The following is a 23,878-nucleotide window of genomic DNA, read 5'->3' as shown; positions in this document are numbered from 1 at the left end:
GCTAGAACCGGCGCAGCCGCACGCCGCTTCAGCAACCCGTGTTCTTCACGCGCTCGACTTCGAGGCCGAACAAGGGGCGCAGCTTCGTGCCGAGCACATTGCCCGCGAACGCGCACACGAGCCACAGCCAGCCGTGCAGGCTGCCTGAGACGATGCCGCTGAAATACGCGCCGATATTGCAGCCGTACGCGAGGCGCGCGCCATAGCCGAGCAGCAGGCCGCCGATCACGGCCGCCATGAGGGAGCGCAGCGGGATGCGCCACACCGGCGCGTAGCGGCCCGCGAGCGACGCCGCGGCCATTGCGCCGAGCACGATGCCGATGTCCATGACGGTGGTCACATCGTGGCTCGCCGGGGCGGCGAGCGCGGCGGCGTTCGGGCCGGCCATCCAGTACTTCCAGCTCGCGACGTCGACGCCGAGCGCAGCGAAACCTTTAGCGCCCCACAGCGCGAACGCCGAGGTCACGCCCCAGGGCCTGCCCGAGAGCGCGAGCGTCGCGAAGTTGAGGATCGCGAGCGCGACAGCGCCGGCCAGCAGCGGCCACGGGCCATGCAGCCACGGCGAGGTGTGCGGCGCGCGCGGCTCGTTGACGAGGCGGCCGTGGCGGCGCTTCTCGACGACCACGGTGAGCGCGGCGATGAGCGCAAACACCACGAGGTTGAGCGCGATGGCGGGCGCGGCGCCGAGCGCGTTCACAAACGAGAACGGCTTCAATTGCGGCATCGACGTCCAGAACGGCATGTGCGCGGTGGCGACCACCGAACCCACGATAAAGGCGACGAGCGTGACGACCATGCGCGTGCTGCCGCCGCCCACGGTATAGAGCGTGCCCGAGGCGCAGCCGCCGCCCAGTTGCATGCCCACGCCGAACATGAACGCGCCGACGATGACCGATGTGCCCGCGGGCGAGACGAGGCCCGTGACCGGATGGCCGAAGAGCGTTCCTGCCGCGAGCGCCGGGAAAAACAGCAGCACGCCAATGGCGAGCATGACCATCTGCGCACGCAGACCGGCGCCGCGGCCGTCGGCGATGAACACGCGCCACGCGGAAGTGAAGCCGAACGCCGCGTGATAGAGCGTCATGCCGAGCAGCGCGCCGACTACGTAGAGCGCTGCCTGACGTGCGCTCACGGTCTGCGCGAGATACACCGCGCCGAGCGCGACGAGCAAGAGCGCGATGCCCAGCGGCTTGGGATTGATGGAGTCGAGTCGGCGCGGCGCGGGCGCGAGCGGCGTGGAGAGGTCGGACATGGGAGCAGGGCCGCGAGAAAAAGCGGCCAGGAAGAAAGCGGCCAGGAAAAACAATCGGTGAAAGCAAAACGATAGCACGATTCGCAACCTGGTCTGACAGAGCCCGCAGGCCGCCTTCCCCTGGCCCGCGCGAAGCCGCGAGACATCGCCGCAAACCTTTGCCAGACGGGGTTTCCCATCCATTGGGACGAAGCCCCGCCAAAGCCCGCGTAGCCATGCAGGCATCATGGATTTCCCCTATCCAGCGCCGTGCATCGTCTGCCGTTAGGCGAGACGAGGTGCGAAGGCGCGTCGGGCCGCGCAGATTCGCATCGGCTGGAAGATAAAAAAACGCCACGGAGACCTCATGCTGGGAAACATCACCATTCGCCGCGGGCTCACGCTCGTTATCGGTATCTTCGTCGCGTTTCTGCTGACGGTGATCGGCGTGTCGTATGGCGCGCTCAAGATCACCAACGACAGCCTGCATGACGCCCAGCGCGGCGCGCAGGCGCTCGACGCGCTCAAGACCAGTTCCGAGCGCCTGCTCCAGGTGCGCCTTGCGCTCGGCGGCTACGAGACGCTCTTCAGCGTCGGCAAGGCCACGGACGGCTTGCTCGACAAGGCGCACCAGGTGCTCGTGAATTCGAACAAGGAGTTCGCGCTCTACAGCGCCGGCCCGTTCGACGACCCCGAAGAGGCGCGCCTCGCCCAGGCCGTGAGCCGCGCGCGCGAGGCGCTTGTTTCGCAGGCGCTCGAGCCCGAGTACAAGTCGCTCGTCGACAACGACTTCAACACCTTCCGCACGATCCAGGGCGAAACCGCCGACCGTTATTACGGCGACTACGCGAAGGCCATCGAGGCGCTCGAAGACTGGCAGACCGCGCGTCAGCAGCGGGACGCCGACACTGCCGCGCAGCGCTTTCGCATGTCGCTCATCGTGTTTGGGCTGATCGGCGTGGTCGGCGTGGCGATTGGCGTGATTGCGCGCGTGGGGCTCGCCGCCGCCGTGGTCAAGCCGGTGAACCATGCGATTCGCCACTTCGAGCGCATCGCCGCGGGCGATCTCACGGTGGATGTGCGGGTGCGCTCGAAGAACGAAATGGGCCAGTTGCTGAGCGCGCTGCAGACCATGCGCAACGGGCTCGTGGGCACGGTCTCGCGCGTGCGCGCCAGCACGCACGAAATCACGCAGGGCGCGAAGCAGATCGCGTCTGGCAACGTCGATCTCTCGGACCGCACGGCGCAGCAGGCGGCGGCGCTCGAAGAAACGGCGGCGAGCATCGAGGAGCTTTCGGCCGCGGTGCGCCAGAACACGGATGGCGCGAAGGAAGCGAGCGGGCTCGCCCAGACCGCGCTCAAAACGGTCACGCGCGGCGCCGAGGTGGTGGCCCGCGTGAACGCGACGATGAGCGACATTACGGCTTCGTCGCAGAAGGTGGAGGAGATCACCGGCATCATCGAAGGCATTGCGTTCCAGACCAACATTCTCGCGCTCAACGCGGCGGTGGAGGCGGCGCGCGCGGGCGAGCAGGGGCGTGGCTTCGCGGTCGTGGCGAGCGAGGTGCGCAGCCTCGCGCAGCGCTCGGGCACGGCGGCCAAGGAGATCAAGGAACTGATCGCGGCCTCGGCGGCGACCGTTGGCGCGGGAGCGCGCCTCGTGGAAGATGCGCGCCGCACCATGGACGAGGCGCGCGATGCGGTGGCGCGCGTGAGCGGGATCATGGGCGAGATCGAGACCGCGACGCACGAGCAGAGCGACGGCATCGAGCAGGTGAACCGCGCAATTGCGCAGATCGACGAGGTCACGCAGCGCAACGCGGCGCTCGTGGAGGAAGCGGCGGCGGCTGCGCAGTCGCTCGAATCGCAGGCCGATTTGCTGCGGGCGGCCGTGGCGGTGTTCAATCTGGGCGGTGCGGGGCAGGCGCTCGCGCGACCGGCGCAGACTGCCGAGGCGGACACGCGCGCAGCGCGTGGCGGCGCGCCAGCACTCGCCTGAGCTTGGCATTAGGGGTTGTCCTTGCCGTTGCAAGGGCAACTTTCGCGGGCTTTACGCTTTAACCTGAGGTTATACCCCGCGCGCAAATCGCAATTGAGTTCCCCAGCGTTCCCGGCGAGACTGGCGGCATAGGCCGTTCGGGTTTGGCCGTCTGCGAAAGAGAACAACGGAACATGCGAGTTTGCGTTTTGGGCGGTGGAGTGATTGGCGTAAGCACGGCGTATGCGCTGGCCCGCGATGGACACGAGGTCGCGCTCGTCGAACGCCATGCCGACGTGGCGCGCGAAACGAGCCACGCCAATGGCGGCCAGCTCAGCTATAGCTACGTCGCGCCGCTCGCCGACCCTTCGGTGCTCCCCAAGCTGCCGCAATGGCTGTTCTCGCGCGAGGCCGCGCTGCGCTTCGTGCCGCGGCTCGACCCTCACCAATGGCGCTGGTGCGCCGCATTCCTGCGCGCCTGCACGCGCGCGCGCAGCCGCGCGACTACGGCTGAACTGCTCGGCCTCGGCTTTCTGAGCCAGCGTCTCATGCACGAAATCGTCGAGCGCGAAGCCCTTTCGTTCGACTACGTGCGCAACGGCAAGCTCGTGGTGTATCGCGATCGGGAAGGCTTTGATGGCGCGCGCCGCCAGGCGCAATACCAGGCGCAATTAGGCTGCGTGCAGCATGCGCTCGACGGTGCGGCGTGCGTGGCGCTCGAGCCCGCGCTTGCGCATATCGGCGGCGAGATCGTCGGCGGCATCCACACGCCAGGCGAGGAGGCCGCCGATTGCGATCAGTTCACGCGCGGCCTCGCACACGCGGCGCAGCGCGACGGCGTGAACATGCAACTCGCCACCGAGTTCTGTGGACTGCGAACGAAAGGGCTGCGCGTGCTGGCCGCGCAAACCTCGCAAGGCGACATCGAAGCCGACGCTTTCGTGGTGTGCCTGGGTTTCCAGAGCCAGCCGATGCTTGCCTCGCTCGACGTGCACGTGCCCGTGTATCCGCTCAAGGGTTACAGCCTCACGCTGCCGAACGCGAACGCGCAGGGCGCGCCGCGCGTCTCCGTCACGGACGCGCATCACAAGGTCGTCTACGCGCCGCTCGGCGAGCGCCTGCGCATTGCGGGCATGGTCGACCTCACGGGCATGAACCCGCACGCCGACGCAGCCCGCATCGCGCTGCTCACGCGCCAGGCGCGCGAAACCTTCCCCAATGCGGGCGACTACGACGCCATTCAGACGTGGACCGGCATGCGTCCCGCCACGCCGGACAGCAAGCCCGTGATCGGCGCCACGCACTTTCGCAACCTGTGGCTCAACACGGGGCACGGCGCGCTGGGCTTCACGCTCGCGCTCGGCAGCGCGCAACTGCTCGCCGATTTGCTGGCGCAGCGCGAGCTGCCGATCGATGGCGACGCCTTTGCGCCGGGCCGCTGATTCGCCATTGAGGGGTTATTGAAGCGTCGCCCCTTCCTCGCGCACGACCACGCTCGAGCGTCCGTCGATACTCACCGGCACTTCGCCGCGCACGGTTGCACGCCGCACGATGCGTCGCGCGTCGCCGTAGTCGTTGATCGCGTAGTGCTGCGTCGCGCGGTTGTCCCAGATCGCGACGTCGCCTTCCTGCCAGCTCCAGCGCACCGTGTTTTCGAGTCGCGTGACATGCTCGTGGAATACCTGCAGCAAATGCGCCGAATCGGACGATGAGAGGCCCTTGAGGCGTTGCACGAAGTGGCCGAGCACGAGCGTGCGCTCGCCCGTTTCCGGATGCACGCGCACCACCGGGTGCTCGGTCTCGTAGAGCTTCGACGTGAAGACTTCGCGGTAACGCTTGAGTTGCGCGCTGTCGGCGTTCGCGTGCGTGGAGGCGTAATCGTAAGCGTTGGTGTGCAGCGCCCAGAGCGTGTCGGCGAGCGCGCGCAGCGGCTCGGGCAGGTGTGCGTAGGCGGCGGCCGTGTTGGCCCACACCGTGTCGCCGCCAAATGGCGGGATCACCACGGCGCGCAGGATCGAGACTTTCGGGTAGGCGTCGACGAAGGTGACATCGGTGTGCCACGAGTTCGCGCGCGCGCCGTGCAGCGAATCCAGTTCCAGCAGGCTGCCGCCTTCCACCGAGGGCACCGTGGGGTGTGCGACCGTCTCGCCGAAGCGCCGCGCGAAGGCTTCTTGCGAGGCGTCGTCGAGATGCTGCTGGCCGCGGAAGAACAGCACCTTGTGACGCAGCAGGGCGGCGTTGATGGCGTTGAACGTGGCGCTGTCGAGATCGGCGTGAAGACGCACGCCGTCGATACGCGCGCCAATGCGGCCCGCGACCTGATGGAGGTCGAGCGGGGTATCGGCGTGTTGATCCCTGGCGGAATGCAGATGCGCGGACGGAACGGAAACGGCGGGGCGCTGCGTTTGAACGTCGGACATCGAAAGTCTCCTCGGCTGGACGTGGAACATCCATTCAAGCAGCGAAGCGCTGCGAGAAGAACTGACGATTTCTGCGAAGCTAAGTGCGTGGTGGCGCGCTATCAATAGTTGCGCGTGTGATTAGCGCGCACCAAAAGAAAATGACGCAGACCCGCGAGGGAGTGCGTCATTCACAATGTTGCTGCAAGGTACGGCTTTTTTACTGCATGTTCGTTGGTAGGCTCGATTGGATTCGAACCAACGACCCCCACCATGTCAAGGTGGTGCTCTAACCAACTGAGCTACGAGCCTGTCGAGGCGCGAATTATAGAGACACTCGCGCGCGCTTGCAAGCGCTTTTCTCGAATCGGGTGAAACGGCGTGTTCTGGGGCACGCTGCTGCTCGAACCCTTATGCAAACTCGCGCGCCAGATTGCGCAGGTTCTGCGCGGGATCGGCGAGCAATTCGCGGGCAATACGCGCGCGTTTGCCGATCAACGCCTTGGCGCTGCGCATGTCGCGGCCCTGGTTCACCGTAATCGCGCCGACCAGTGCGCCTTCGCCGTCGAGACCGAACAGCACGCAAGGCGGTGCCTCCAGTGTGCCGCGCGCGAGCCATTCAGGCGCGGCCATGTCGCCGGTGAACTGGATGTTCAGGCCGCATTGATCGCTCCAGAACCAGGCGGCTTCATGTGTCTCGGGCGCGAGGCCGAGCATCGCGCGCGCCGCCGTTTGCGCCTGGCGGTTCGCGTTCTCCCACGTTTCGCGGCGTTGATGGCGCCCGCTTGCCGCGTCCCACTGGCTGGCGGCGTCGCCGGCTGCGTAGATATGCGGGTGCGAAGTGCGGCACTGCGCGTCGATCACGATGCCGTTGCTCACGTGCAGCCCCGCCGCCTGTGCAAGCGTGGTTTCGGGCTCGACGCCGATGCCGTAGATCACCGCGTCGCCGCTTATGCGCGTGCCGTCTTCGAGCGTGAGCACGATGTCGTTGTTCTCGCGTGCCGCCGACGAGAGTGGCGAGCCCAGATGCAGCGTCACGCCGCGCGCACGATGCACATCGCACAGGTGGTCGGTGAGCAGCGGTGGAGCGCAACGCGCCATCGCGCGCGGCGCCTGCTCGATCACCGTGACTTGCGCGCCGAGATCGATCGCGCTCGAAGCGAGTTCGAGGCCGATCACGCCTGCGCCCACCAGCAGCACGCGCTTACCCTTTTGCAGCACGGGTAGAAGGCGTTGCGCGTCCTCTAGCGTGCGCAGCGTGTAGACGCTCTCGCCAAGCGCATCGAGCATCGGCAACCGGCGCACGCGCGCGCCCGTGGCGAGCAGCAGTTCGTCGAAGGCGATCGATTCTCCATTTGCGAGCGTCACGATGCGCGCCTGCGCATCGAGCGCGGTTACCGCCACGCCGAGCTTCAACGCGATGTTGTGCTCCGCGTAGTAGCCCTCGCCGTGAATCGCGCAGCGCGCGGTTTGCGGCTGCAGCAGCACGTCTTTCGAAAGCGGCGGCCGCTCATAGGGCGCGTGCGCTTCCTCGCCGATCAGTACGACGCGGCCCGCGTAGCCTTGCTGGCGCAGTTCGGCGGCGGCGAGCGCGCCCGCCTGGCCCGCGCCGACGATGACGATGGTCGTTGCGTTCATGATGCGTTCCCGTTAGAGGTGCAGTCCGCCCGCCGCGTGGCGAATGCCGCGAATGCCGAGGCCGGCGTCCGCGTTGATCATCACGCCGCTCAGCACGCGATTGTTTGCGCGCGAGGCGAGCATCACATAGGGACCCGTGAAATCGGCAGGCTGCGGAAAGAACTGTAGCGGCAAGATGCTCGCAATCGCTTCGGGCGAACGCGAGTCCATGATGCGCAGGTCCTGCTGGCCGAGCGAAACGGGACCGCGCAAATCGCTCGCCATGCCGCAAGGGCCGACGCCATTCACGCGCACCTTGGGCGCAAGTTCATAGGCGAGCTGGCGGATGATGCCCACGGCCGCATGCTTGCTCGCCGTGTACAAGGGACCGCCGCCGCCCGGATAGAACGACGAATTCGAGAGCGTGAAGATCATGCTGCCTTCACTCGCAATGAGCGCGCGCGCGGCCGCTTTCGCGCCGAGCAGATAGCCTTTCACGTTGATCGAGAAAAGCTCTTCGTAGCCGCTGTCGAGTTGCGCCGGCGAGAGATCGACGAGGCTCGAAGCGTGATCCCAGATCGCCGCGTTGCCGATGAAGGTATCGAGCTTGCCGAAGGTTTCGACGGCGGCGTTCACGGCCCGCTCGTTGTCGGCGTATGAGGTGACGTCGCCCTGCACGGCAACCACGCGCTGCGCGCCGAAGCGTTCGCGCAGCGCCGCGACCTTCTCCGCCGAGCGTTCGAGCACGGCCACGCGTGCGCCTTCTTCGAGAAAGCGTTCGACGAGTGCGAGCCCGAGTCCCGACCCGCCACCCGTGATCAACGCTACTTCGTTTTCGAGCCAGTTCATCAGGCGGCCTCCGGAACGTCGACGAAAACTTCGCCATCAACGCGCGTGACAGGAAAGGTTTTGAGCGGTTCGGTCGCGGGCTGACACAGCGCCGCGCCGGTCTTCAAGCAAAAGCGCGCGGCATGCAACGGACATTCGACCGTGCCGTCGTCTTCGATATACCCTTCGGACATCGAAGCGTTGCCGTGCGAGCAGCGGTCGTTCAGCGCGAACAGCTCGCCATTCACCTTGAATACGGCGATCGCGGTGGACGGGCCGTCCACCTTGATCGCTTCGCCATCGGACAACGCTTCGTCCTGGCAAACAAAAATACGGGCCATGATCAGAAAAGCACACTCAGGTTATGGGAAGTGAGCACAGCCTGGTCGAGCGTGATCTCACGGTTGCACACCTGCCAGCCTTGGGCGCCTTCCACGCGGCGCACGCGGTCGATGCGGCGGCCAACGTAGAACGTCTCGTCGCGCTCCTTCTGCGAGCGGTAGAGGACGTAGTTCACGTGTGCCTCGTATTCGCCAGGCGTATTGGTGGTGAGCACGCGCAGATTCGTCACGAGATGGCGCGTGCGCGAGGGCGGCTCCTCCGCCCACGCCATGCCGGTCTCGAGGCGCGCCACGCGGCGTTCGAGCTGGAAGTGCGTGTCGTTGAAGATCCACGTGGTGGGCGGCTGCACGCCACGCCGACGGTCGCGCGTTTGCGCGTTGACCGTAGTGCGCATGGTGTAGCGGACATCTTTCGACATGAGGTCGAGCCACGCGCGAAAGCGCCAGCCGTCGAGCAACGCGGCTTCGTCAAAGAGGAACTGCTCGATTTCGTGATGCAGTTCGAGCCCCACGCGCGCAGCCGAAAACACCGGTTCAAGTTCGGCGATTTCGCTCATTTAAGCACCTCCGCCTCGTAGTGCGCGGTGCGCTCGTTCACTTCGTCCCACGTTTCGGAAGCCAGCAAGTCGGCCCAGCGGCGGTACATGCCGCGCGCGGCCGTTTCCGAAAAAATGTAGTTCGTCATGCCAGGTATGCCGTCTTCGCGCAGGCGCTCGTTGCCGAGACCCATTTCGAGGCAGAGCTTCGTTTTGCGCGCGCGGCTGCCGCGCAGCACTTTCTGCACTTCGGCCCAGTTTTCCGAGTCGTCCTGTTCGAGAAACCCCGCAGGCCCGAACGCGCGCGTCGCGCTGCGCTCGAAAGCGGCCTTCACCTCATCGGATGCGGCCTTGTCGGCAATGCAGAACGCCCACACTTCCACCTGGTTCGGGCCGCGCGGGTGCCACACGCGCAGCGTGGCCGTGCCGTTGAGCCACGAAAGCGTGGGGAACATGTTGTTGTGGCCCGCAAGACGCATCGCGCGAACCTTGCCGAGGCGCGCTTCGGCTTCGGCGTAGGTGTCGCGGAAGTACTGCGAGACTTCACCGTCCACCCATACGTTTGCGTCGGGCTGCTCGGTGAAGAAAAAGCCGCTACCGTGGCCCGCCTGGCCGTACTGCAGCGCGTCTTTGGCGGTTTCCCACACGGGGCGCGCCGTTTGTCCCGCGCCTAGCGCCTTGTCGGCTGCGCCTTCTTTCGCACCGAGCACCTCGATGGCGGAAGCGTGCGTGAAGAGTGCGTGATACTGGTCGCTCGCGAACTGCTCCGCCGGGAACTTCCAGTTGCAGTCGATCACCCACTTGTGTACGCCGCCCACGATCTCGGTGCCGCCTTCGCGCCGGTCGAGCACGCCGTCCAGATACCAGGCGATGTCGCCCATATAGGTCTCGAGGTCGGGTGCGCCGGCGTCCCAGTTGCCGAATACGAGGCCTTTGTAAACAGCCACGCGCGTGACTTCCTGCAAGCCCCATTTCTCCTTGCACAGGCCCTGCGGGTAAGCGCGCGGTTCGAGCGGCACGTCGATGAGCGCGCCGTCCACGCCGTACGACCAGCCGTGATACGGGCACGTGAACGCGCGCGTGTTGCCGCAATCGGCGTGGCTCACGCGCATCGAGCGATGGCGGCACTGATTGAGGAAGGCCTTGATCGAGCCGTCCTTCTGACGCACCACGACGATGGGGTCTTCGCCCATGTAGGTATTGAAAAAGTCGCCGGCTTTCGGTATTTGACTGACGTGGGCGAGGAACAGCCAGCAGCGGCCAAAGATGCGCTCGAGTTCGAGCGCGTAAATGTCGGGGTCGGTATAGATGGACGACGTGACGCGGCCATTTTGCGCGTCGACGAGTGCATCGATGTCGATGATTGCGGACATGCGAGTCTCCTCCGTGGCAGCATTGCCTTTTTGGTGGGAATGCAGACGGATGATCGTTGCTCGCTTTACCCTTGTGAAATATTTTGTTTGTTGCCACTAAGACTTCGAAACGATAACTCGAGCATGGAACTGAGACACCTGCGCTATTTCATTGCCGTCGCTGACGAGCTGAGCTTCACGCGCGCGGCGCAGCGTCTGCACACGGCGCAGCCCTCGCTGAGCCAGCAGATTCGCAATCTCGAAGACGAAGTGGGCACGCCGCTCTTCGAGCGCACGCGCCGCAAGGTGGAATTGACCGACGCGGGCAAGGTGTTTCTCGCCGAGGCGCGGCTCGTGGTGGCGCAGGCCGATCGCGCGGTGGCGCGCGCGCGTCAGGTGGGGCAGGGGCGCGCGACGGTGACGATTGGTTTCGTGCCCGCGGCCGAGATCCGGGTTTTCCCGGTGATCTTGCCGCGTTTGCGCTTGCGCTTTCCCGACGTGAATGTCGAGTTGCGCAGTCTGCCAACGGCCGAGCAGGAAGACGCGCTATTGCGCGGCGATATCGACGTGGCGTTCATGCGGCGGCCCGTTGTTTCGCCGGAATTGCGCAGCGAAGTCGTGCTCACCGAGCCGCTGGTCGTGGTACTGCCGAGCGCTCATCCGCTCGCGAAGCAAAAGCGCATCGCGCCGGCGCAATTGAGCGGCGAGCCGTTCATCAGCACGCATCCGCAGTTTTCGGGGCAGGTGCACAGCGTGGTCGAGGCGTATTGCGAGGCGCAGGGCATCGAGCGCAAGGTGGCTCAGGTCGCGACCAATATTCTGCTCAATCTGAACCTGGTGGGCATGGGGCTGGGGTACGCATTGCTGCCCGCATATGTCTCGTCGCTCACGAGCAGCGCGATCTGCACGCGCCCGCTCGAAGGCGAGCCGCCCACCATCGACTTGCTGATGGTGTCGCGCAAGGAGCCGCATGCAGCGGAACTCGAAGCATTGTTCGAACTCGTGCGCGAGAACGAGGCTTAGCGCTTTGCGTTTTCCTCCTGCGCCTCCAGCGCCGTCACCATTTCCTGCGCGGCGCGCTGCAGCTCGGGCACGAAGCGCCGCACCGCCTCGGCCGGATTGATGGCCTGTTCCAGGTAGATCACGTTCAGGCTCGCGAGTACGCGTCCGTGCGCCTCGATAGCCGTTGCGAGCGCACCGATCTTGCGCTGGTCTGCCCAGTCGCCATGGTTCGAGCCAAAGCCGTCCGCGCGGGTCTGGCGCACGAGATTGCGGATAAAGGCCTTGTCGCTGGCGAGTTTTTGCTGCTGTTCGCCGCCGGCACCGGCGCGCAATAGTTCGAGAATGTCTTCGCGCTCCGCCTCGGGGCACATGGCGAAGTACACGCGCCCCGCCGCTGTGAGCAGGATCGGCAAGCGGCGGCCCACCATCGCGCGGTGAAACGACAGCGGGCTGAAGCGGTGCGTGGTCTCGCGGATCACCATGGAGTCGCCATCGGGCGTCGTGAGGTCCGATGGCCACACGGTGCGCTGGAGCATTTGCGCCATGATCGGCGGCGCGATGGTCGCGATCAGCTCGTCGTCGGTGAAGCCTTCGCTCAGGCCGCGCACGTTCATCGTCAGACGAAAGCTGTCGTCTGAAGCGCTGCGGCGCACGAACTTCTCCTCTACCAGGGTTTCCAGCAGGCGCCTCACTGTCGTGCGGTGCAGACCGGTTGCCTCGCTCAGTTGCTGGCTCGTGGCGCGCCCGTTCTCCATGGCGTTGAGCGCCTGGAGCACCTGCAGGCCGCGCGCCAGACCCCGCACGTTTGCATACTTCGTCATCGAAAATGCCTTAAAAATCAACTGTGTGCATTCTATGCACATTTCTCTAAAAATGTTGAGCGCACATCGGGCGGAACCTAGACTCGCTTCCATTCACCGGACTGTGACAAAACGTCCAACCGGGTGATCCGTTTTCAGGCACCCCCTGTCAGCATCCGCAGCGGCTCCATAAGCCGCGCGAGAAGGAGACACATGAACACCCCCCTCGCCCACGCGGCGGATACCGTCCGCCCTCGCCAGATTGCCACCGACGTCGCCATCATCGGCGCGGGTCCGGTCGGCCTCATGATCGCCAACATTCTCGGCCTGCAAGGCGTGCGTGTCACGCTCGTCGAGAAGCTCGACCAGATCATCGACTACCCGCGCGCGATTGGTCTGGACGACGAAGCATTGCGCGTGTTCCAGTCGATCGGCCTGGCCGACGCGCTGCTGCCGCACACTACGCCCGACCACTGGATGCGCTTCGTCACGAAGGACGGCCATTGCTTCGCCTCGATCGAACCGCGCACCGACGAGTTCGGCTGGCCGCGCCGCAACGCGTTCATTCAGCCACTCGCAGACCGCGTGCTCTATGAAGGGCTCGCGCGCTTCGAGCATGTGAACGTGTTGTTCGGCCACGCCGTCAACGCATTCGAACAAGACACGCAGGGCGTGACGATCGACGTGAGCGATGCGAACGGCGAGCGCCGCTCGATCCGCGCGGCGTACCTCGTGGGCGCGGACGGCGGCAACAGCTTCGTGCGCCGCGCGCTCAATGTACCCTTCGAAGGCCGCACGAAGCCGAATCAATGGATCGTGGTGGACGTGCGCAACGATCCGATCGGCTCGCCGCATATCTACATGCATTGCGATCATCAGCGCCCGTATGTGTCGGCTGCGCTGCCGCACGGCATTCGCCGCTTCGAATTCATGGTGATGCCGGGCGAGACGGAAGAAGAACTCTCGAAGCCCGAGAACATGGCCGCGCTGATCCGCAAGGTGGTGGCCGACCCCGACAAGGTCGACTACATCCGCAAGCGCGTGTACACGCACAACGCGCGCCTGGCCGAAACGTTCCGCGTGGACCGCGTTTTGCTCGCTGGCGACGCTGCGCACATCATGCCCGTGTGGCAGGGGCAGGGATACAACAGCGGCATTCGCGACGCGAACAACCTGGGCTGGAAGCTCGCGATGGTCGCGAAGGGCCAGGCCGACGGCCGCCTGCTCGACAGCTATACGGTGGAGCGCCGTGCGCATGCGCGCTCGATGATCCACCTCTCCGAAGTGGCGGGCGATATCTTCGCGCCCACCACGCGCTTTGGCGCGCGCTTTCGCGACACGTTCGTGCGCTGGATGAATGTATTCCCCTCGGTCAAGCGCTACTTCGTGGAAATGCGCTTCAAGCCGATGCCGCGCTATGAAGCGGGCGTCGTGCTGCTGCCGCCGCCGCAGAAAACGGGTGGCTGGCTCGCAAGCCTGCTGGAGCGCTCGGGCAACTCGGCGCCGGGCCGCCTGCTCGGCTTGATGAGCCAGAAGCGCGACTCGCTGATCGGCCGTCTCGCGTATGGTCGCGATCCGCTCGCGGCATCGCCCGTGGGCCGCATGTTCATTCAGCCGCGCGTGCGTCTTGCCGATGGCCGCGTGGTGCGCCTCGACGACGCGATCGGCAACGGCTTTGCGGTGCTCGCCTGGGGCGCGGACCCGACTTTCGGCCTTACGCCGCAGGCTCGCGCGCTGTGGGAGCGACTGGGTGCGCGCTTTATCTTCGCGAAGCCCGACGTGCAGCTCGAATACGCCGACGACGTGCCCGAGGGTGTGCTTGCGCTCGGCGACGTGCAGGGCCGCCTGAAGGAGTGGTTCAGCCGCCTGCCCGAGTCTGTGGTGCTGCTGCGTCCGGACCGCTTCGTTGCGGGCGTGTGCACACCGCAACAGGTATCGGACTCGATCGTCGAACTCGCGGGCAAGCTCGGCATGACCGAAGCCGCCTTTCATGAGGCGAGCGCCGCTGCCCCGCAAAACCGTCCCGTGCGCGGCGTAGCCGTAGCGCGCACAGCAGGAGCATGAGCATGCCGATTCACCTCGAATGTCTTTCGCACACGCCGTTGCACGGCTATTTCGATCCGCTGCCCGAAGTGGTGGAGGAGGTCGAACGCGTAGGCCGCGCCGCGCGCGAACGCGTGGAAGCGTTCAACCCCGACCTGATCGTTGCGTTCGCACCCGACCACTACAACGGCTTCTTCTATGACGTGATGCCGCCGTTCTGCATCGGCGCGCGTGCCGAGGCCATTGGCGACTTCAAGAGCATGGCCGGTACGCTCCCGGTGCCCGAAGACCTCGCGCACAAGCTCGCCGAAAACGTGCTCGAAGCCGATATCGACGTAGCGCTTTCGTACCGTATGCAGGTCGATCACGGCTGCGCGCAGGCGCTGGAAGTGCTCACCGGCGGCCTGGATCGCTACCCGGTCATTCCCGTGTTCATCAATTCCGTGGCGCCGCCCATGGCGCCGCTGCGCCGCGCGCGTTTGCTCGGCGACGCGATTGGCCGCTTCTTCTCGCGCGGCGACAAGCGCGTGCTCGTGGTGGGCTCGGGCGGCATTTCGCATGAGCCGCCGGTGCCGGAACTGTGCGGCGCGACGCCCGAAGTGGCAGAACGTTTGATCGCGGGCCGCAACCCGACGGCCGACTCGCGTGCCGCGCGCCAGGCGCGCACCGTGGCCGCGGCGAAGTCGTTCACCGCGGGCGACAGCCATTTGCATCCTCTGAACCCCGAATGGGACCGCGCGTTCCTCGCGCGCCTTGAATCGGGCGAGTTGACGTCCGTGGACGGCATGACGAACGCGGCCATTACGCGTGATGGCGGCAAGTCGGCCCATGAAATCCGCACGTGGGTTGCGGCGTTCGGGGCGTTGGCCGCCTATGGCCCATATCGTGCGACGCTCGACTATTACCGCGAAATTCCCGAGTGGATCGCGGGCTTTGCCACCATGCACGCCACGCCCGACGCGGCCTGATCGATCAATACGGACTCCGGAGAATCAACATGTCAGATTCGAAACTCGTCGCGGCACTCGCTGCGCGCCTGCGCGAGGCGGAAACGTCGCGCAACGTGATCGAGCCGGTGCGCGGCGAGATCGCTATCGACGACGTCGCCACCGCTTACGCCGTTCAGCAAGCCAACGTCGACCTGCGCGTGGCGGCCGGCGAGCGCATTGTGGGCCGCAAGATCGGCCTCACGTCGCTTGCGGTGCAAAAGCAACTGGGCGTGGATCAGCCCGACTTCGGCGCGCTGTTCGCGTCGATGGCTTACGGCGACGCCGAAGCCATTCCCCTCTCGCAACTGATCCAGCCGAAGGTGGAAGCGGAAATCGCGCTCGTGCTGGAGCACGACCTCACGTTCGAGAAGCACACCTTCGTCGATATCCTGCGCGCGAGCGCCTATGCGCTGGCGGCTATCGAAGTGGTGGACAGCCGCATCCAGAACTGGGACATCCGCTTCGTCGATACGGTGGCCGACAACGCTTCGAGCGCGCGCTTCGTGGTGGGCAGCCGCCCGGTGCCGCTCTCGCAGATCGACCTGACCGCTTGCGCGATGGAGCTTTCGCGCGAGGGCGTTGTGCTCTCGCGCGGCAACGGCGCCGCGTGTCTCGGCAATCCGCTCAACGCCGCCGTGTGGCTCGCAGACCGCATGGTTCAACTCGGCACGCCGCTGCGTGCGGGCGACGTGGTGCTCACGGGTGCGCTTGGGCCCATGGTCGCCGTGAAGGAACCCGGCACCTATACCGCGCAGATCGAAGGCCTCGGCAGCGTTCGCGCGACTTTCTCCGCCTGATACAGGAATTCATATGGCTTCCGAAAAACTCAAGGCCGCGATCATCGGCTCCGGCAACATCGGCACGGATCTGATGATCAAGATCATGCGCAACAGCCAGCATCTGGAGATGGCGGCGATGGTCGGCATCGACCCGAACTCCGATGGCCTCGCACGCGCGGCGCGTCTGGGCGTGGCCACCACGCACGAAGGGGTGGTCGGCCTCACGCGCCTGCCGGTGTTCAACGACATCGACTTCGTGTTCGACGCGACCTCCGCTGGCGCACACGTGAAGAACGACGCGCTGCTGCGCACGTTGAAGCCGTCGATCCGCGTGATCGACCTCACGCCTGCCGCGATTGGCCCGTACTGCGTGCCGGTCGTGAACATCGATGCGCATATCGAAGCGCTCAACGTCAACATGGTCACGTGCGGCGGCCAGGCCACGATTCCGATGGTCGCCGCTGTGTCGCGTGTTGCGAAGGTCCACTACGCGGAGATCGTCGCTTCGATCAGCAGCAAGTCGGCTGGCCCCGGTACGCGCGCCAACATCGACGAGTTCACCGAAACGACTTCGAGAGCGATTGAAGTGGTGGGCGGCGCCGCGAAGGGCAAGGCCATCATCGTGCTGAATCCGGCCGAGCCGCCGGTCATGATGCGCGACACGGTGTATACGCTTTCCGAAATGGCCGACCGCGAGAAGGTCGAGCAATCCATCGAAGAGATGGCCGCGAAGGTGCACGCCTACGTGCCGGGCTATCGCCTGAAGCAAAAGGTGCAGTTCGACGAGATTCCCGCGAGCGCGCCGCTCAACATTCCGGGCCTTGGCAAGTTCAGCGGCCTGAAGACCTCGGTGTTTCTCGAAGTGGAAGGCGCCGCGCATTATCTGCCCGCTTACGCTGGCAATCTCGACATCATGACTTCCGCCGCGCTGGCCACCGCCGAACGCATGGCGCAAACGCTCTTGAGCGTACAAGGAGCGTAAAGCGATGAGCAAGAAACTCTATATCTCCGACGTGACGCTGCGCGACGGCAGCCATGCAATCCGCCACCAGTACTCGATCCAGAACGTGCAGGATATCGCTCGCGCGCTGGACAAGGCGAAAGTGGACAGCATTGAAGTCGCACACGGCGACGGCCTGCAAGGATCGAGCTTCAACTACGGCTTCGGCGCGCACAGCGACCTCGAGTGGATCGAGGCCGTGGCCGACGTCGTCACGCACGCCAGGATCGCGACGCTGCTCTTGCCCGGCATCGGCACGATTCACGACCTGACGGCCGCGTACAACGCGGGCGCGCGCGTGGTGCGCGTTGCCACGCATTGCACGGAAGCCGACATTTCGAAGCAGCACATCGAATACGCGCGCGAGCTGGGCATGGACACGGTGGGCTTCCTGATGATGAGCCACATGACCACGCCGGAAAACCTCGCTGTCGAAGCGAAGAAAATGGAAAGCTACGGCGCGACCTGCATTTACGTGGTCGATTCGGGCGGCGCACTCACGATGAATGACGTGCGTGACCGCTTTCGCGCAGTGAAGGCCGTTTTGAAACCCGAAACGCAAACGGGCATGCACGCGCACCACAACCTCTCGCTGGGTGTGGCGAACTCGATCGTGGCCGTGGAAGAAGGTTGCGACCGCATCGATGCATCGCTTGCGGGCATGGGTGCGGGCGCGGGCAATGCGCCGCTCGAAGTGTTTATCGGCGCGGCGGAACGCATGGGGTGGAATCACGGCACCGATCTCTACACGTTGATGGATGCCGCCGACGACATCGTGCGCCCGCTGCAGGACCGCCCGGTCCGCGTAGACCGCGAAACGCTCGCGCTCGGCTATGCGGGGGTGTATTCGAGCTTCCTGCGCCACTCGGAAGTGGCCGCGAAGAAGTACGGCCTGAAGACGGTCGACATTCTCGTCGAACTGGGCAAGCGCCGGATGGTGGGCGGCCAGGAGGACATGATCGTCGACGTGGCGCTCGATCTGAAGAAGCGCCAGGAAGCATTGCAGTCCTGATCAAGCGCGCCGCGCATCGCCTTTCGGGTGATCTGCGGCGTTGCCACATATAGCCGCCGGAAAGAGTGGCTTGCTTATACATACGGAGACTTTTTATGACGTCGCGAAACAGTATTGCTGGAGGAAGTGCAACGAGCAGCAAGGCAACCATTGCCCTGTGTTTGGCGGTTGCGCTGCTCGAAGGGCTGGACCTGCAATCGGCGGGTGTCGCGGGACCGCGCATGGCGAAGGAGTTTCATCTCGCCGTGGCGCAAATGGGCTGGGCGTTCAGCGCGGGTGCGATTGGCCTCTTGCCGGGCGCGGCGCTGGGCGGGCGGCTTGCCGACCGCTTCGGCCGCAAGCGCGTGCTCATGTGGTCGGTCACATTGTTCGGGCTGTTCTCGCTCGCCACGACCATGGTGTGGAATTTCGAAAGCCTGCTGGTCGCGCGTCTGCTCACGGGTCTCGGTCTCGGTGCGGCCATGCCGAACCTGATCGCCCTGTGCTCGGAGGCAGCGGGTGAGCAGCAGCGCAGCACGGCGGTGGGCGCGATGTACTGCGGCATGCCGTTCGGCGCGGCGATCGCCGCCGTGATCGGCATGCTCGGCACGGGGGACGCGAGTTGGCGCCACGTGTTCTACGTTGGCGGCCTCGGTCCGATCGTGATGGTGCCGTTGCTCGGCGCATTCCTGCGCGAGTCGCAGCAATTCGTGGCTACGCAGGCTTCGAAGATGGTGAAGGAAGGTGCGCCGAGCGTGGCGCAAGCGCTGTGGCGCGAGGGCCGCGCACGTACGACCATCGCGCTGTGGATCAGCTACCTCGGCACGCTGATCGTGCTGTACTTCCTGATGAACTGGCTGCCCTCGATGGTGCTGGCGCGCGGCCTCACGCGCGTGCAGTCGAACCTCGTGCTGATGCTGTTCAACATCGGCGGCGGTATTGGCGCTGTTGCGATCGCAACGATCATGGATCGCTTCGGCCGCCGCGGCACGGTGATCGGCATGTACATCGGCGTTGTGGTGGCGCTCACCGTGCTCGCGGGCGCGGGCGGTGCAGGCTCGACGGCCGTGGGCGGCCTGCTGTGCGGCTTCTTTATCGTGGGTGGCCAGTCGGTGCTTTACGCACTCGCAGGCCATGCCTATCCCACGGAAGTGCGCGGCACGGGCGTGGGCGCAGCCGTGGCCGTGGGACGTCTCGGTTCGATTCTCGGGCCACTCGTGGCGGGCCAGTTGTTCGCACTCGGTCAGAGCCCGTCGATGCTGGTGGGCTCGAGCATTCCGCTCGTTGTGATCGCGGCGCTTGCCGCGCTGAGCGTGGTGGGCGCATTCAGGCAGCGCGGCGCATTGGGCGCTCAGGGCGCATGAATTTGAAGGGGAGAAGGCATACGCTTTCTCCGGCATGGGTTATCACGTTTTAAAGGATGGTCATCATGACTGGTACGGCACAAGCAATCACCGAAGCCTCGACGAGCCAGTTCGCCCGCGTGAAGGACGGCGAGGTCGAGTTCCAGATTCACTACAACGACGCAGGCGTTGGCGCAGAAACCGTTGTGATGCTGCACGGCTCGGGTCCGGGCGCGAGCGGCTGGGCCAACTTCAACCGCAACGTCGAGCCGCTCGTCGCGGCCGGCTACCGCGTGATCCTGATGGACTGCCCGGGCTGGAGCAAGAGCGACCCGATCGTTTGCACGAGCTCGCGCTCGGACCTGAACGGCCGCGTGCTCAAGGGGCTGCTCGACGTGCTCGACATCGAGCGCGTGCATATTCTCGGCAATTCGATGGGTGGTCACAGCGCCGTTGCCTTCGCGCTGGCGAACCCGCAACGCGTGGGCAAGCTCGTGCTGATGGGCGGCGGCACCGGCGGCCCGAGCAACTTCGTGCCCATGCCGACCGAAGGCATCAAGCTGCTGCAGGGTCTCTATCGCGATCCGACCATCGAGAACCTCAAGCGCATGATGAACGTGTTCGTGTACGACGCGAGCGCGCTCACCGACGAGCTGATGCAAACGCGGCTCGACAACATGCTCGCGCGCCGCGACCACCTGGAAAACTTCGTGAAGAGTCTCACCGCGTTCCCGAAACAGTTCAGCGACTACGGCGCGCGCCTTGGCGAAATCGCCGCGCCCACGCTCGTGATCTGGGGCCGCGACGACCGCTTCGTGCCGATGGATATCGGCCTGCGGCTGCTGGCCGGCATGCAGAACGCGCAACTGCACGTGTTCAACCGTTGTGGCCACTGGGCGCAGTGGGAGCACGCTGAAGCGTTCAACCGCATGGTGATCGACTTTTTGAAGCACTGAAGCACTGAAGCACTGAAGCACGCGTAAGCAGTTGCAGCAACGAAGCGGCACACCTCATGGTGCGCCGTTTTTATTGGGGGGCTCAGACCTCCCGTGAGGAGCCATTCCAGCGCGGTTGTGTCTTTGACAGCATGCCGCACGTAGCCGAAGGTCTTTTCCTTTCTCGTCGAGCCTCAATTTGCCGGAGGGGCATCGAAGCCAACGTCGATCTGTTGCGCTCACAACATCTTAACAATCATGTAACACAACTTACATATACTTTCCGCGACTTAAAAACTGTCGGGTATACCCGGCATATAACAAGGAGAAGTTGTGAAAAATGCACGGTTGCGCAGGGGCACGCTCACGATACTGGCAAGTATCGGTGTAATGGCAGGGTTGTCTGCCTGCGGAAGCAGCGACAGTGGCTCGAACGGGCCGAAGGTCACTGGCCAGGTGCTCGGCAGCTATATCCAGGGGGCGGCGGTCTGCCTCGATGTGAACAACAACGGCAAGTGCGACCAGGGCGAGCCTGTCGCGCGCTCGGATGCCCAAGGCAAGTTCTCGATCACCGATACGAGCAACGGTGCCTGGAAGTATGTCGTTGCTGACCTGAATGGTGCAGCGGAGAACGACGCATCGGGCAAGAACATGGGCACGACGTTCAACAGCACGGCTACGTTCCGTTCGCCGCGTGGTGTCAGTTCCGTGAGTGCGATCACCACGCAGCTTTCGCAACTGATTGACAGCGGCCTGTCGCAATCGGACGCTCAAACGCAACTGGCGAGCAAGATCGGCACGACGCCGGACGCCCTGCTGGGCGACTTCAACACCAACGGCAACGTCGTGGTGAAGGCAGCGAGCGACCAGTACATTGCAACCGTCGCTTCGAGCAAGGCGATCAAGCACGTCTGGGTTATCGTGCTCGAAAACAAGAGCGCGGAATCGACGTACGGCACGACGGCCTCGGATTCGAACCAGGACCCGTATCTGAAATCGCTGATGCCGCAGGGCACGTTCCTCTCGAACTACTACGGCACCGGCCACGTTTCGCTGGACAATTACATCTCGATGGTCTCAGGTCAGCCGTCGACGCACGACACCGAAACGGACTGCTTCCAGTTGTGGTCCGATATCGTCGACGCCGGCAGCGACTCGGCGAACGCCAAAGTGCTCAAGGCAGGCACGGACGCAAACGGCCATCAAAGCGGCGGCTGCGTATTCCCGGCTCGCGTTCAGCATATTGGCAATCAGATGGAACAAGCCAAGCTCACGTGGCGCAGCTACAACGAGGACATGGGCAACGACCTGAACCGTGACGGCACGAGAACCTGTTCGTTCCCGCGCCGAACCGCCCAGCTCGCGGGCGCCGACCCAACGAAGGCTGTGGATGGCACGCAGGCCGCGCAGGCTCCTTCGGCCTCGGGTGACAAGCCGGGCGATGAGTACGCGACGCGTCACAATCCGTTCCCGTATTTCCATTCGACCATCGATGATCTGGCGAACTGCGACGCGCACGTGGTCAACCTGCAAGACGACCTGGCAACGGATCTTCAGTCGATCGACACCACGCCGAACTTCTCCTTCATCACGCCGAACCTGTGTGACGACGGTCATGATGGTGACGGTACGGGGACTGCGGGCAAGGGCTGCGCGAACGGTCAGCCTGGCGGTTTGGCTTCGATCGACGCGTTCCTGAAGAAGACGATCCCGATGATCCAGGCTTCGCCCGCCTACAAGCAGGACGGCCTGATCATCATCACCACGGATGAAGGCGTCGTGACCGGACTGACGCCGACAACGCAAGTCAGTGCGGATGGCAAGACGCTCTCCCTGCTGGAGCCGGAGATGGGCAACCAGTGCCCTGGCTGCAACCAGCAAACGGGTCCGAACGTGACGCGCCCGGAACAGGTCACGATGTCCACGCTGCCGGTGGCTGAAGCAAGCCTGCTCGGTATCAACCCGGCGACGCTGCCTGCATCCGTGCAGAACGTGTCGATTGCGTTGAACTACCTCGGAGTCGGAGGCGATCAGATTGGTACGCTTTTGCTGTCGCCGTTCATCAAGGGCGGTCACGTGGACAGCACGGGCTACAACCACTACGCGCTGCTGCGATCGCTCGAAGACAACTTCGGCATGGGCTCGTATCTCGGCTACGCCGATGATGCGTCGCTCAAGCCGATCTTCACATCGGCCAACATCGATAACCGCTAATCCCTGGCGGTCTCACAAGAACTCTGTTGTCTTTGCCCGGTTCTCTGTTCGAACCGGGCTGTTTTTTTATCCGTCATGCGCCAATTTCCTTCAAAGGCTGTTTTCGCAACGGCCCTTTGCATTTTCCTTCTGTCCGCCTGCGACAAACATGCAGCGGACGCTCAAGCCGCCCCGGTCAAGGCTGCTGCCCCTGATCTGGCAGCGATCGGCAAGGCAGCGTTCTTCGATCCGTCGCTGTCGGCCTCCGGCAAGCAGTCGTGTGCCTCCTGTCACAGCCCCGCGAATGCCTATGGGCCGCCGAACGGTCTGCCTGTCCAGTTGGGCGGCCCAAACCTCGATCGAGCCGGACTGCGCGCGGTGCCGTCGCTGCGTTATCTGCGTGCGGTGCCTTACTGGACGTACACGCAGGCAAATAGCCTGAAAGAGCGTCTCGAGGATGGAGATAATCAGCCCATCGGCGGATACACCTGGGACGGGCGCTACAACACCCCCGCGGATCAGGCTGCATTCCCCCTGCTCAATCCGGATGAAATGGCCAATAGCAGCGCGGAGGACGTGGCGCAGAAGTTGAGCAAAAGCGCCTACGCACAGCCGTTCCGGGAAGCATTCGGCGAGGACATTTTCTCGCGACCGGCGCAGGCGCTGGCGGACCTTGGAAAGGTCTTGCAGGCGTTCCAGTTCAATGATCCGTCGTTCGCGCCGTACTCCAGCAAGTTCGACCGCGTTCTCGACGGCAAGGATCAATTCACGCCACAGGAAGCGCACGGATTGATGCTGTTCAGCGACCCGGACAAGGGCAACTGTGCAAGCTGTCATTTGATCAACAAAGGCGCCCACGGCTCGCATCCGGCACTGACGGATTACAACTTCCAGACGCTGGGCGTGCCGCGCAACATGGACATTCCGGCCAACCGCGATCCGAACTTCTTCGACATGGGGTTATGTGGGCCGCTGCGTGAAGACCAGACGAAGCAGCAGAAGTGGTTCTGTGGAATGTTCCGCACACCTACGCTTCGCAACGTCGCCACGCGACGCGTGTTCTTCCACAATGGCATGTTTCATACACTTGAAGACTCGATGCGCTTCTATGTTGAGCGCGACACGAACCCGGAGAAGTGGTATTCGAAAGACGCGCACGGCCATGTCGTGAAGTTTGACGACCTGCCGAAGAATCTGCGCAGTAACGTGGATATCAAGACGGAACCGCTGACGAATCACCGGGGCGGCAAACCGGTCTGGTCGGACTCGGATATCCGCGACGTGGTGGCGTTCCTGAATACCCTGACCGACGCGGACGCAAAGACAGTGCCTCGCTAACGTTGCGCAGAGAAAAGAAAAACCCGGTCAGCTTTTGAACCGGGTTTTTTTATATGCGATTCGCTACGGCTTTTGTGTGACGAAAGAGTGCCCCGCAACTAAAGACAAACCCGCATTAGCGTAAAACGAAACGATTCGCCATTGACAAATTAAACCTGCCCCACCTATGATCGGCTCACTGCC

General features: G+C 64.4%; 20 protein-coding genes and 1 tRNA gene. 12 read left to right on the top strand and 9 right to left on the bottom strand.

All coding sequences use genetic code 11. The features are described 5' to 3' along the window. Positions 1–28 precede the first annotated feature (28 nt). Complete coding sequence (locus U5A52_RS03630) at positions 29–1,252, bottom strand: YeeE/YedE family protein (protein WP_321933969.1); 1,224 nt, start codon at positions 1,250–1,252, stop codon at positions 29–31. A gap of 346 nt (positions 1,253–1,598) precedes the next feature. Between U5A52_RS03630 and U5A52_RS03625 the strand changes: the two genes are divergently transcribed. Continuing rightward, the gene (locus U5A52_RS03625; protein WP_321914417.1) at positions 1,599–3,230 is read left to right on the top strand and encodes a methyl-accepting chemotaxis protein; all 1,632 of its coding nucleotides are present in this window, start codon (positions 1,599–1,601) and stop codon (positions 3,228–3,230) included. 143 nt (positions 3,231–3,373) lie between these two features. Then, on the top strand, positions 3,374–4,651 hold the full coding sequence (locus U5A52_RS03620; RefSeq protein WP_415773448.1) for a D-amino acid dehydrogenase: 1,278 nt from the start codon (positions 3,374–3,376) through the stop codon (positions 4,649–4,651). Between the two features lie 15 nt (positions 4,652–4,666). Here the strand turns inward: U5A52_RS03620 and U5A52_RS03615 are convergent, their stop codons facing one another. The 7 genes from U5A52_RS03615 to hcaE all read right to left on the bottom strand — a co-directional run bounded on the left by U5A52_RS03615 (position 4,667) and on the right by hcaE (position 10,303). Continuing rightward, positions 4,667–5,629, bottom strand: a complete 963-nt coding sequence (locus U5A52_RS03615) for a TauD/TfdA family dioxygenase (RefSeq protein WP_321933967.1) — start codon at positions 5,627–5,629, stop codon at positions 4,667–4,669. 214 nt (positions 5,630–5,843) lie between these two features. After that, positions 5,844–5,920, bottom strand: a tRNA-Val gene (locus tag U5A52_RS03610). A gap of 99 nt (positions 5,921–6,019) precedes the next feature. Further along, entirely contained in the window at positions 6,020–7,246 is a 1,227-nt protein-coding gene (gene hcaD, locus U5A52_RS03605; RefSeq protein ID WP_321933966.1) for a 3-phenylpropionate/cinnamic acid dioxygenase ferredoxin--NAD(+) reductase subunit, read from the bottom strand. 12 nt (positions 7,247–7,258) lie between these two features. Then, positions 7,259–8,074 carry a 3-phenylpropionate-dihydrodiol/cinnamic acid-dihydrodiol dehydrogenase gene (gene hcaB, locus U5A52_RS03600; RefSeq protein WP_321933965.1) on the bottom strand — a complete coding sequence of 272 codons (816 nt, stop codon included), beginning with the start codon at positions 8,072–8,074 and terminating at the stop codon, positions 7,259–7,261. Further along, positions 8,074–8,394: a 3-phenylpropionate/cinnamic acid dioxygenase ferredoxin subunit gene (gene hcaC, locus U5A52_RS03595; protein ID WP_321914412.1), complete on the bottom strand. Its 321-nt coding sequence runs from the start codon at positions 8,392–8,394 to the stop codon at positions 8,074–8,076. The genes hcaB and hcaC overlap by 1 nt, the downstream gene beginning before the upstream one ends. A gap of 2 nt (positions 8,395–8,396) precedes the next feature. Further along, positions 8,397–8,951: a 3-phenylpropionate/cinnamic acid dioxygenase subunit beta gene (gene hcaF / locus U5A52_RS03590; RefSeq protein WP_321933964.1), complete on the bottom strand. Its 555-nt coding sequence runs from the start codon at positions 8,949–8,951 to the stop codon at positions 8,397–8,399. Beyond that, positions 8,948–10,303, bottom strand: a complete 1,356-nt coding sequence (gene hcaE / locus U5A52_RS03585) for a 3-phenylpropionate/cinnamic acid dioxygenase subunit alpha (RefSeq protein WP_321933963.1) — start codon at positions 10,301–10,303, stop codon at positions 8,948–8,950. Before hcaE ends, hcaF begins: the two co-directional genes overlap by 4 nt. A gap of 123 nt (positions 10,304–10,426) precedes the next feature. On the opposite strand from hcaE, the gene hcaR reads away from it, so the two are divergent. Then, complete coding sequence (gene hcaR, locus U5A52_RS03580) at positions 10,427–11,305, top strand: DNA-binding transcriptional regulator HcaR (protein WP_321933962.1); 879 nt, start codon at positions 10,427–10,429, stop codon at positions 11,303–11,305. Here the strand turns inward: hcaR and U5A52_RS03575 are convergent. Next, on the bottom strand, positions 11,302–12,105 hold the full coding sequence (locus tag U5A52_RS03575) for a DNA-binding transcriptional regulator (protein ID WP_321914408.1): 804 nt from the start codon (positions 12,103–12,105) through the stop codon (positions 11,302–11,304). The genes hcaR and U5A52_RS03575 overlap by 4 nt on opposite strands. 192 nt (positions 12,106–12,297) lie before the next feature. Between U5A52_RS03575 and U5A52_RS03570 the strand changes: the two genes are divergently transcribed. From U5A52_RS03570 to U5A52_RS03530, 9 genes are all read left to right on the top strand, one after another. Next, positions 12,298–14,148 carry a bifunctional 3-(3-hydroxy-phenyl)propionate/3-hydroxycinnamic acid hydroxylase gene (locus U5A52_RS03570; RefSeq protein WP_321914407.1) on the top strand — a complete coding sequence of 617 codons (1,851 nt, stop codon included), beginning with the start codon at positions 12,298–12,300 and terminating at the stop codon, positions 14,146–14,148. Between the two features lie 2 nt (positions 14,149–14,150). Further along, the gene (locus U5A52_RS03565) at positions 14,151–15,095 is read left to right on the top strand and encodes a 3-carboxyethylcatechol 2,3-dioxygenase (RefSeq protein WP_321933961.1); all 945 of its coding nucleotides are present in this window, start codon (positions 14,151–14,153) and stop codon (positions 15,093–15,095) included. Between the two features lie 29 nt (positions 15,096–15,124). Beyond that, on the top strand, positions 15,125–15,913 hold the full coding sequence (gene mhpD, locus U5A52_RS03560) for a 2-keto-4-pentenoate hydratase (RefSeq protein WP_321933960.1): 789 nt from the start codon (positions 15,125–15,127) through the stop codon (positions 15,911–15,913). 13 nt (positions 15,914–15,926) lie between these two features. After that, positions 15,927–16,877 carry an acetaldehyde dehydrogenase (acetylating) gene (locus U5A52_RS03555; protein WP_321914404.1) on the top strand — a complete coding sequence of 317 codons (951 nt, stop codon included), beginning with the start codon at positions 15,927–15,929 and terminating at the stop codon, positions 16,875–16,877. Between the two features lie 4 nt (positions 16,878–16,881). Continuing rightward, positions 16,882–17,907: a 4-hydroxy-2-oxovalerate aldolase gene (gene dmpG / locus U5A52_RS03550; RefSeq protein WP_321914403.1), complete on the top strand. Its 1,026-nt coding sequence runs from the start codon at positions 16,882–16,884 to the stop codon at positions 17,905–17,907. A 95-nt stretch (positions 17,908–18,002) separates the two neighbouring features. Further along, positions 18,003–19,250, top strand: a complete 1,248-nt coding sequence (gene mhpT / locus U5A52_RS03545) for a 3-(3-hydroxy-phenyl)propionate transporter MhpT (RefSeq protein ID WP_321933959.1) — start codon at positions 18,003–18,005, stop codon at positions 19,248–19,250. Positions 19,251–19,315: 65 nt separating this feature from the next. Beyond that, positions 19,316–20,185 carry an alpha/beta fold hydrolase gene (locus U5A52_RS03540; protein WP_321933958.1) on the top strand — a complete coding sequence of 290 codons (870 nt, stop codon included), beginning with the start codon at positions 19,316–19,318 and terminating at the stop codon, positions 20,183–20,185. Positions 20,186–20,497: 312 nt separating this feature from the next. After that, positions 20,498–22,378, top strand: a complete 1,881-nt coding sequence (locus tag U5A52_RS03535) for an alkaline phosphatase family protein (RefSeq protein WP_321933957.1) — start codon at positions 20,498–20,500, stop codon at positions 22,376–22,378. Positions 22,379–22,453: 75 nt separating this feature from the next. Then, positions 22,454–23,695, top strand: coding sequence for a cytochrome-c peroxidase (locus tag U5A52_RS03530; protein ID WP_321914399.1), 1,242 nt, complete (start codon positions 22,454–22,456; stop codon positions 23,693–23,695). Positions 23,696–23,878: the final 183 nt, after the last annotated feature.

This window comes from Paraburkholderia sp. J8-2, from assembly GCF_905220195.1.
GTDB lineage: Bacteria > Pseudomonadota > Gammaproteobacteria > Burkholderiales > Burkholderiaceae > Paraburkholderia.
Note: the sequence above shows the minus strand (reverse complement) of the source record. Positions and strands in the feature narration are given on the sequence as shown.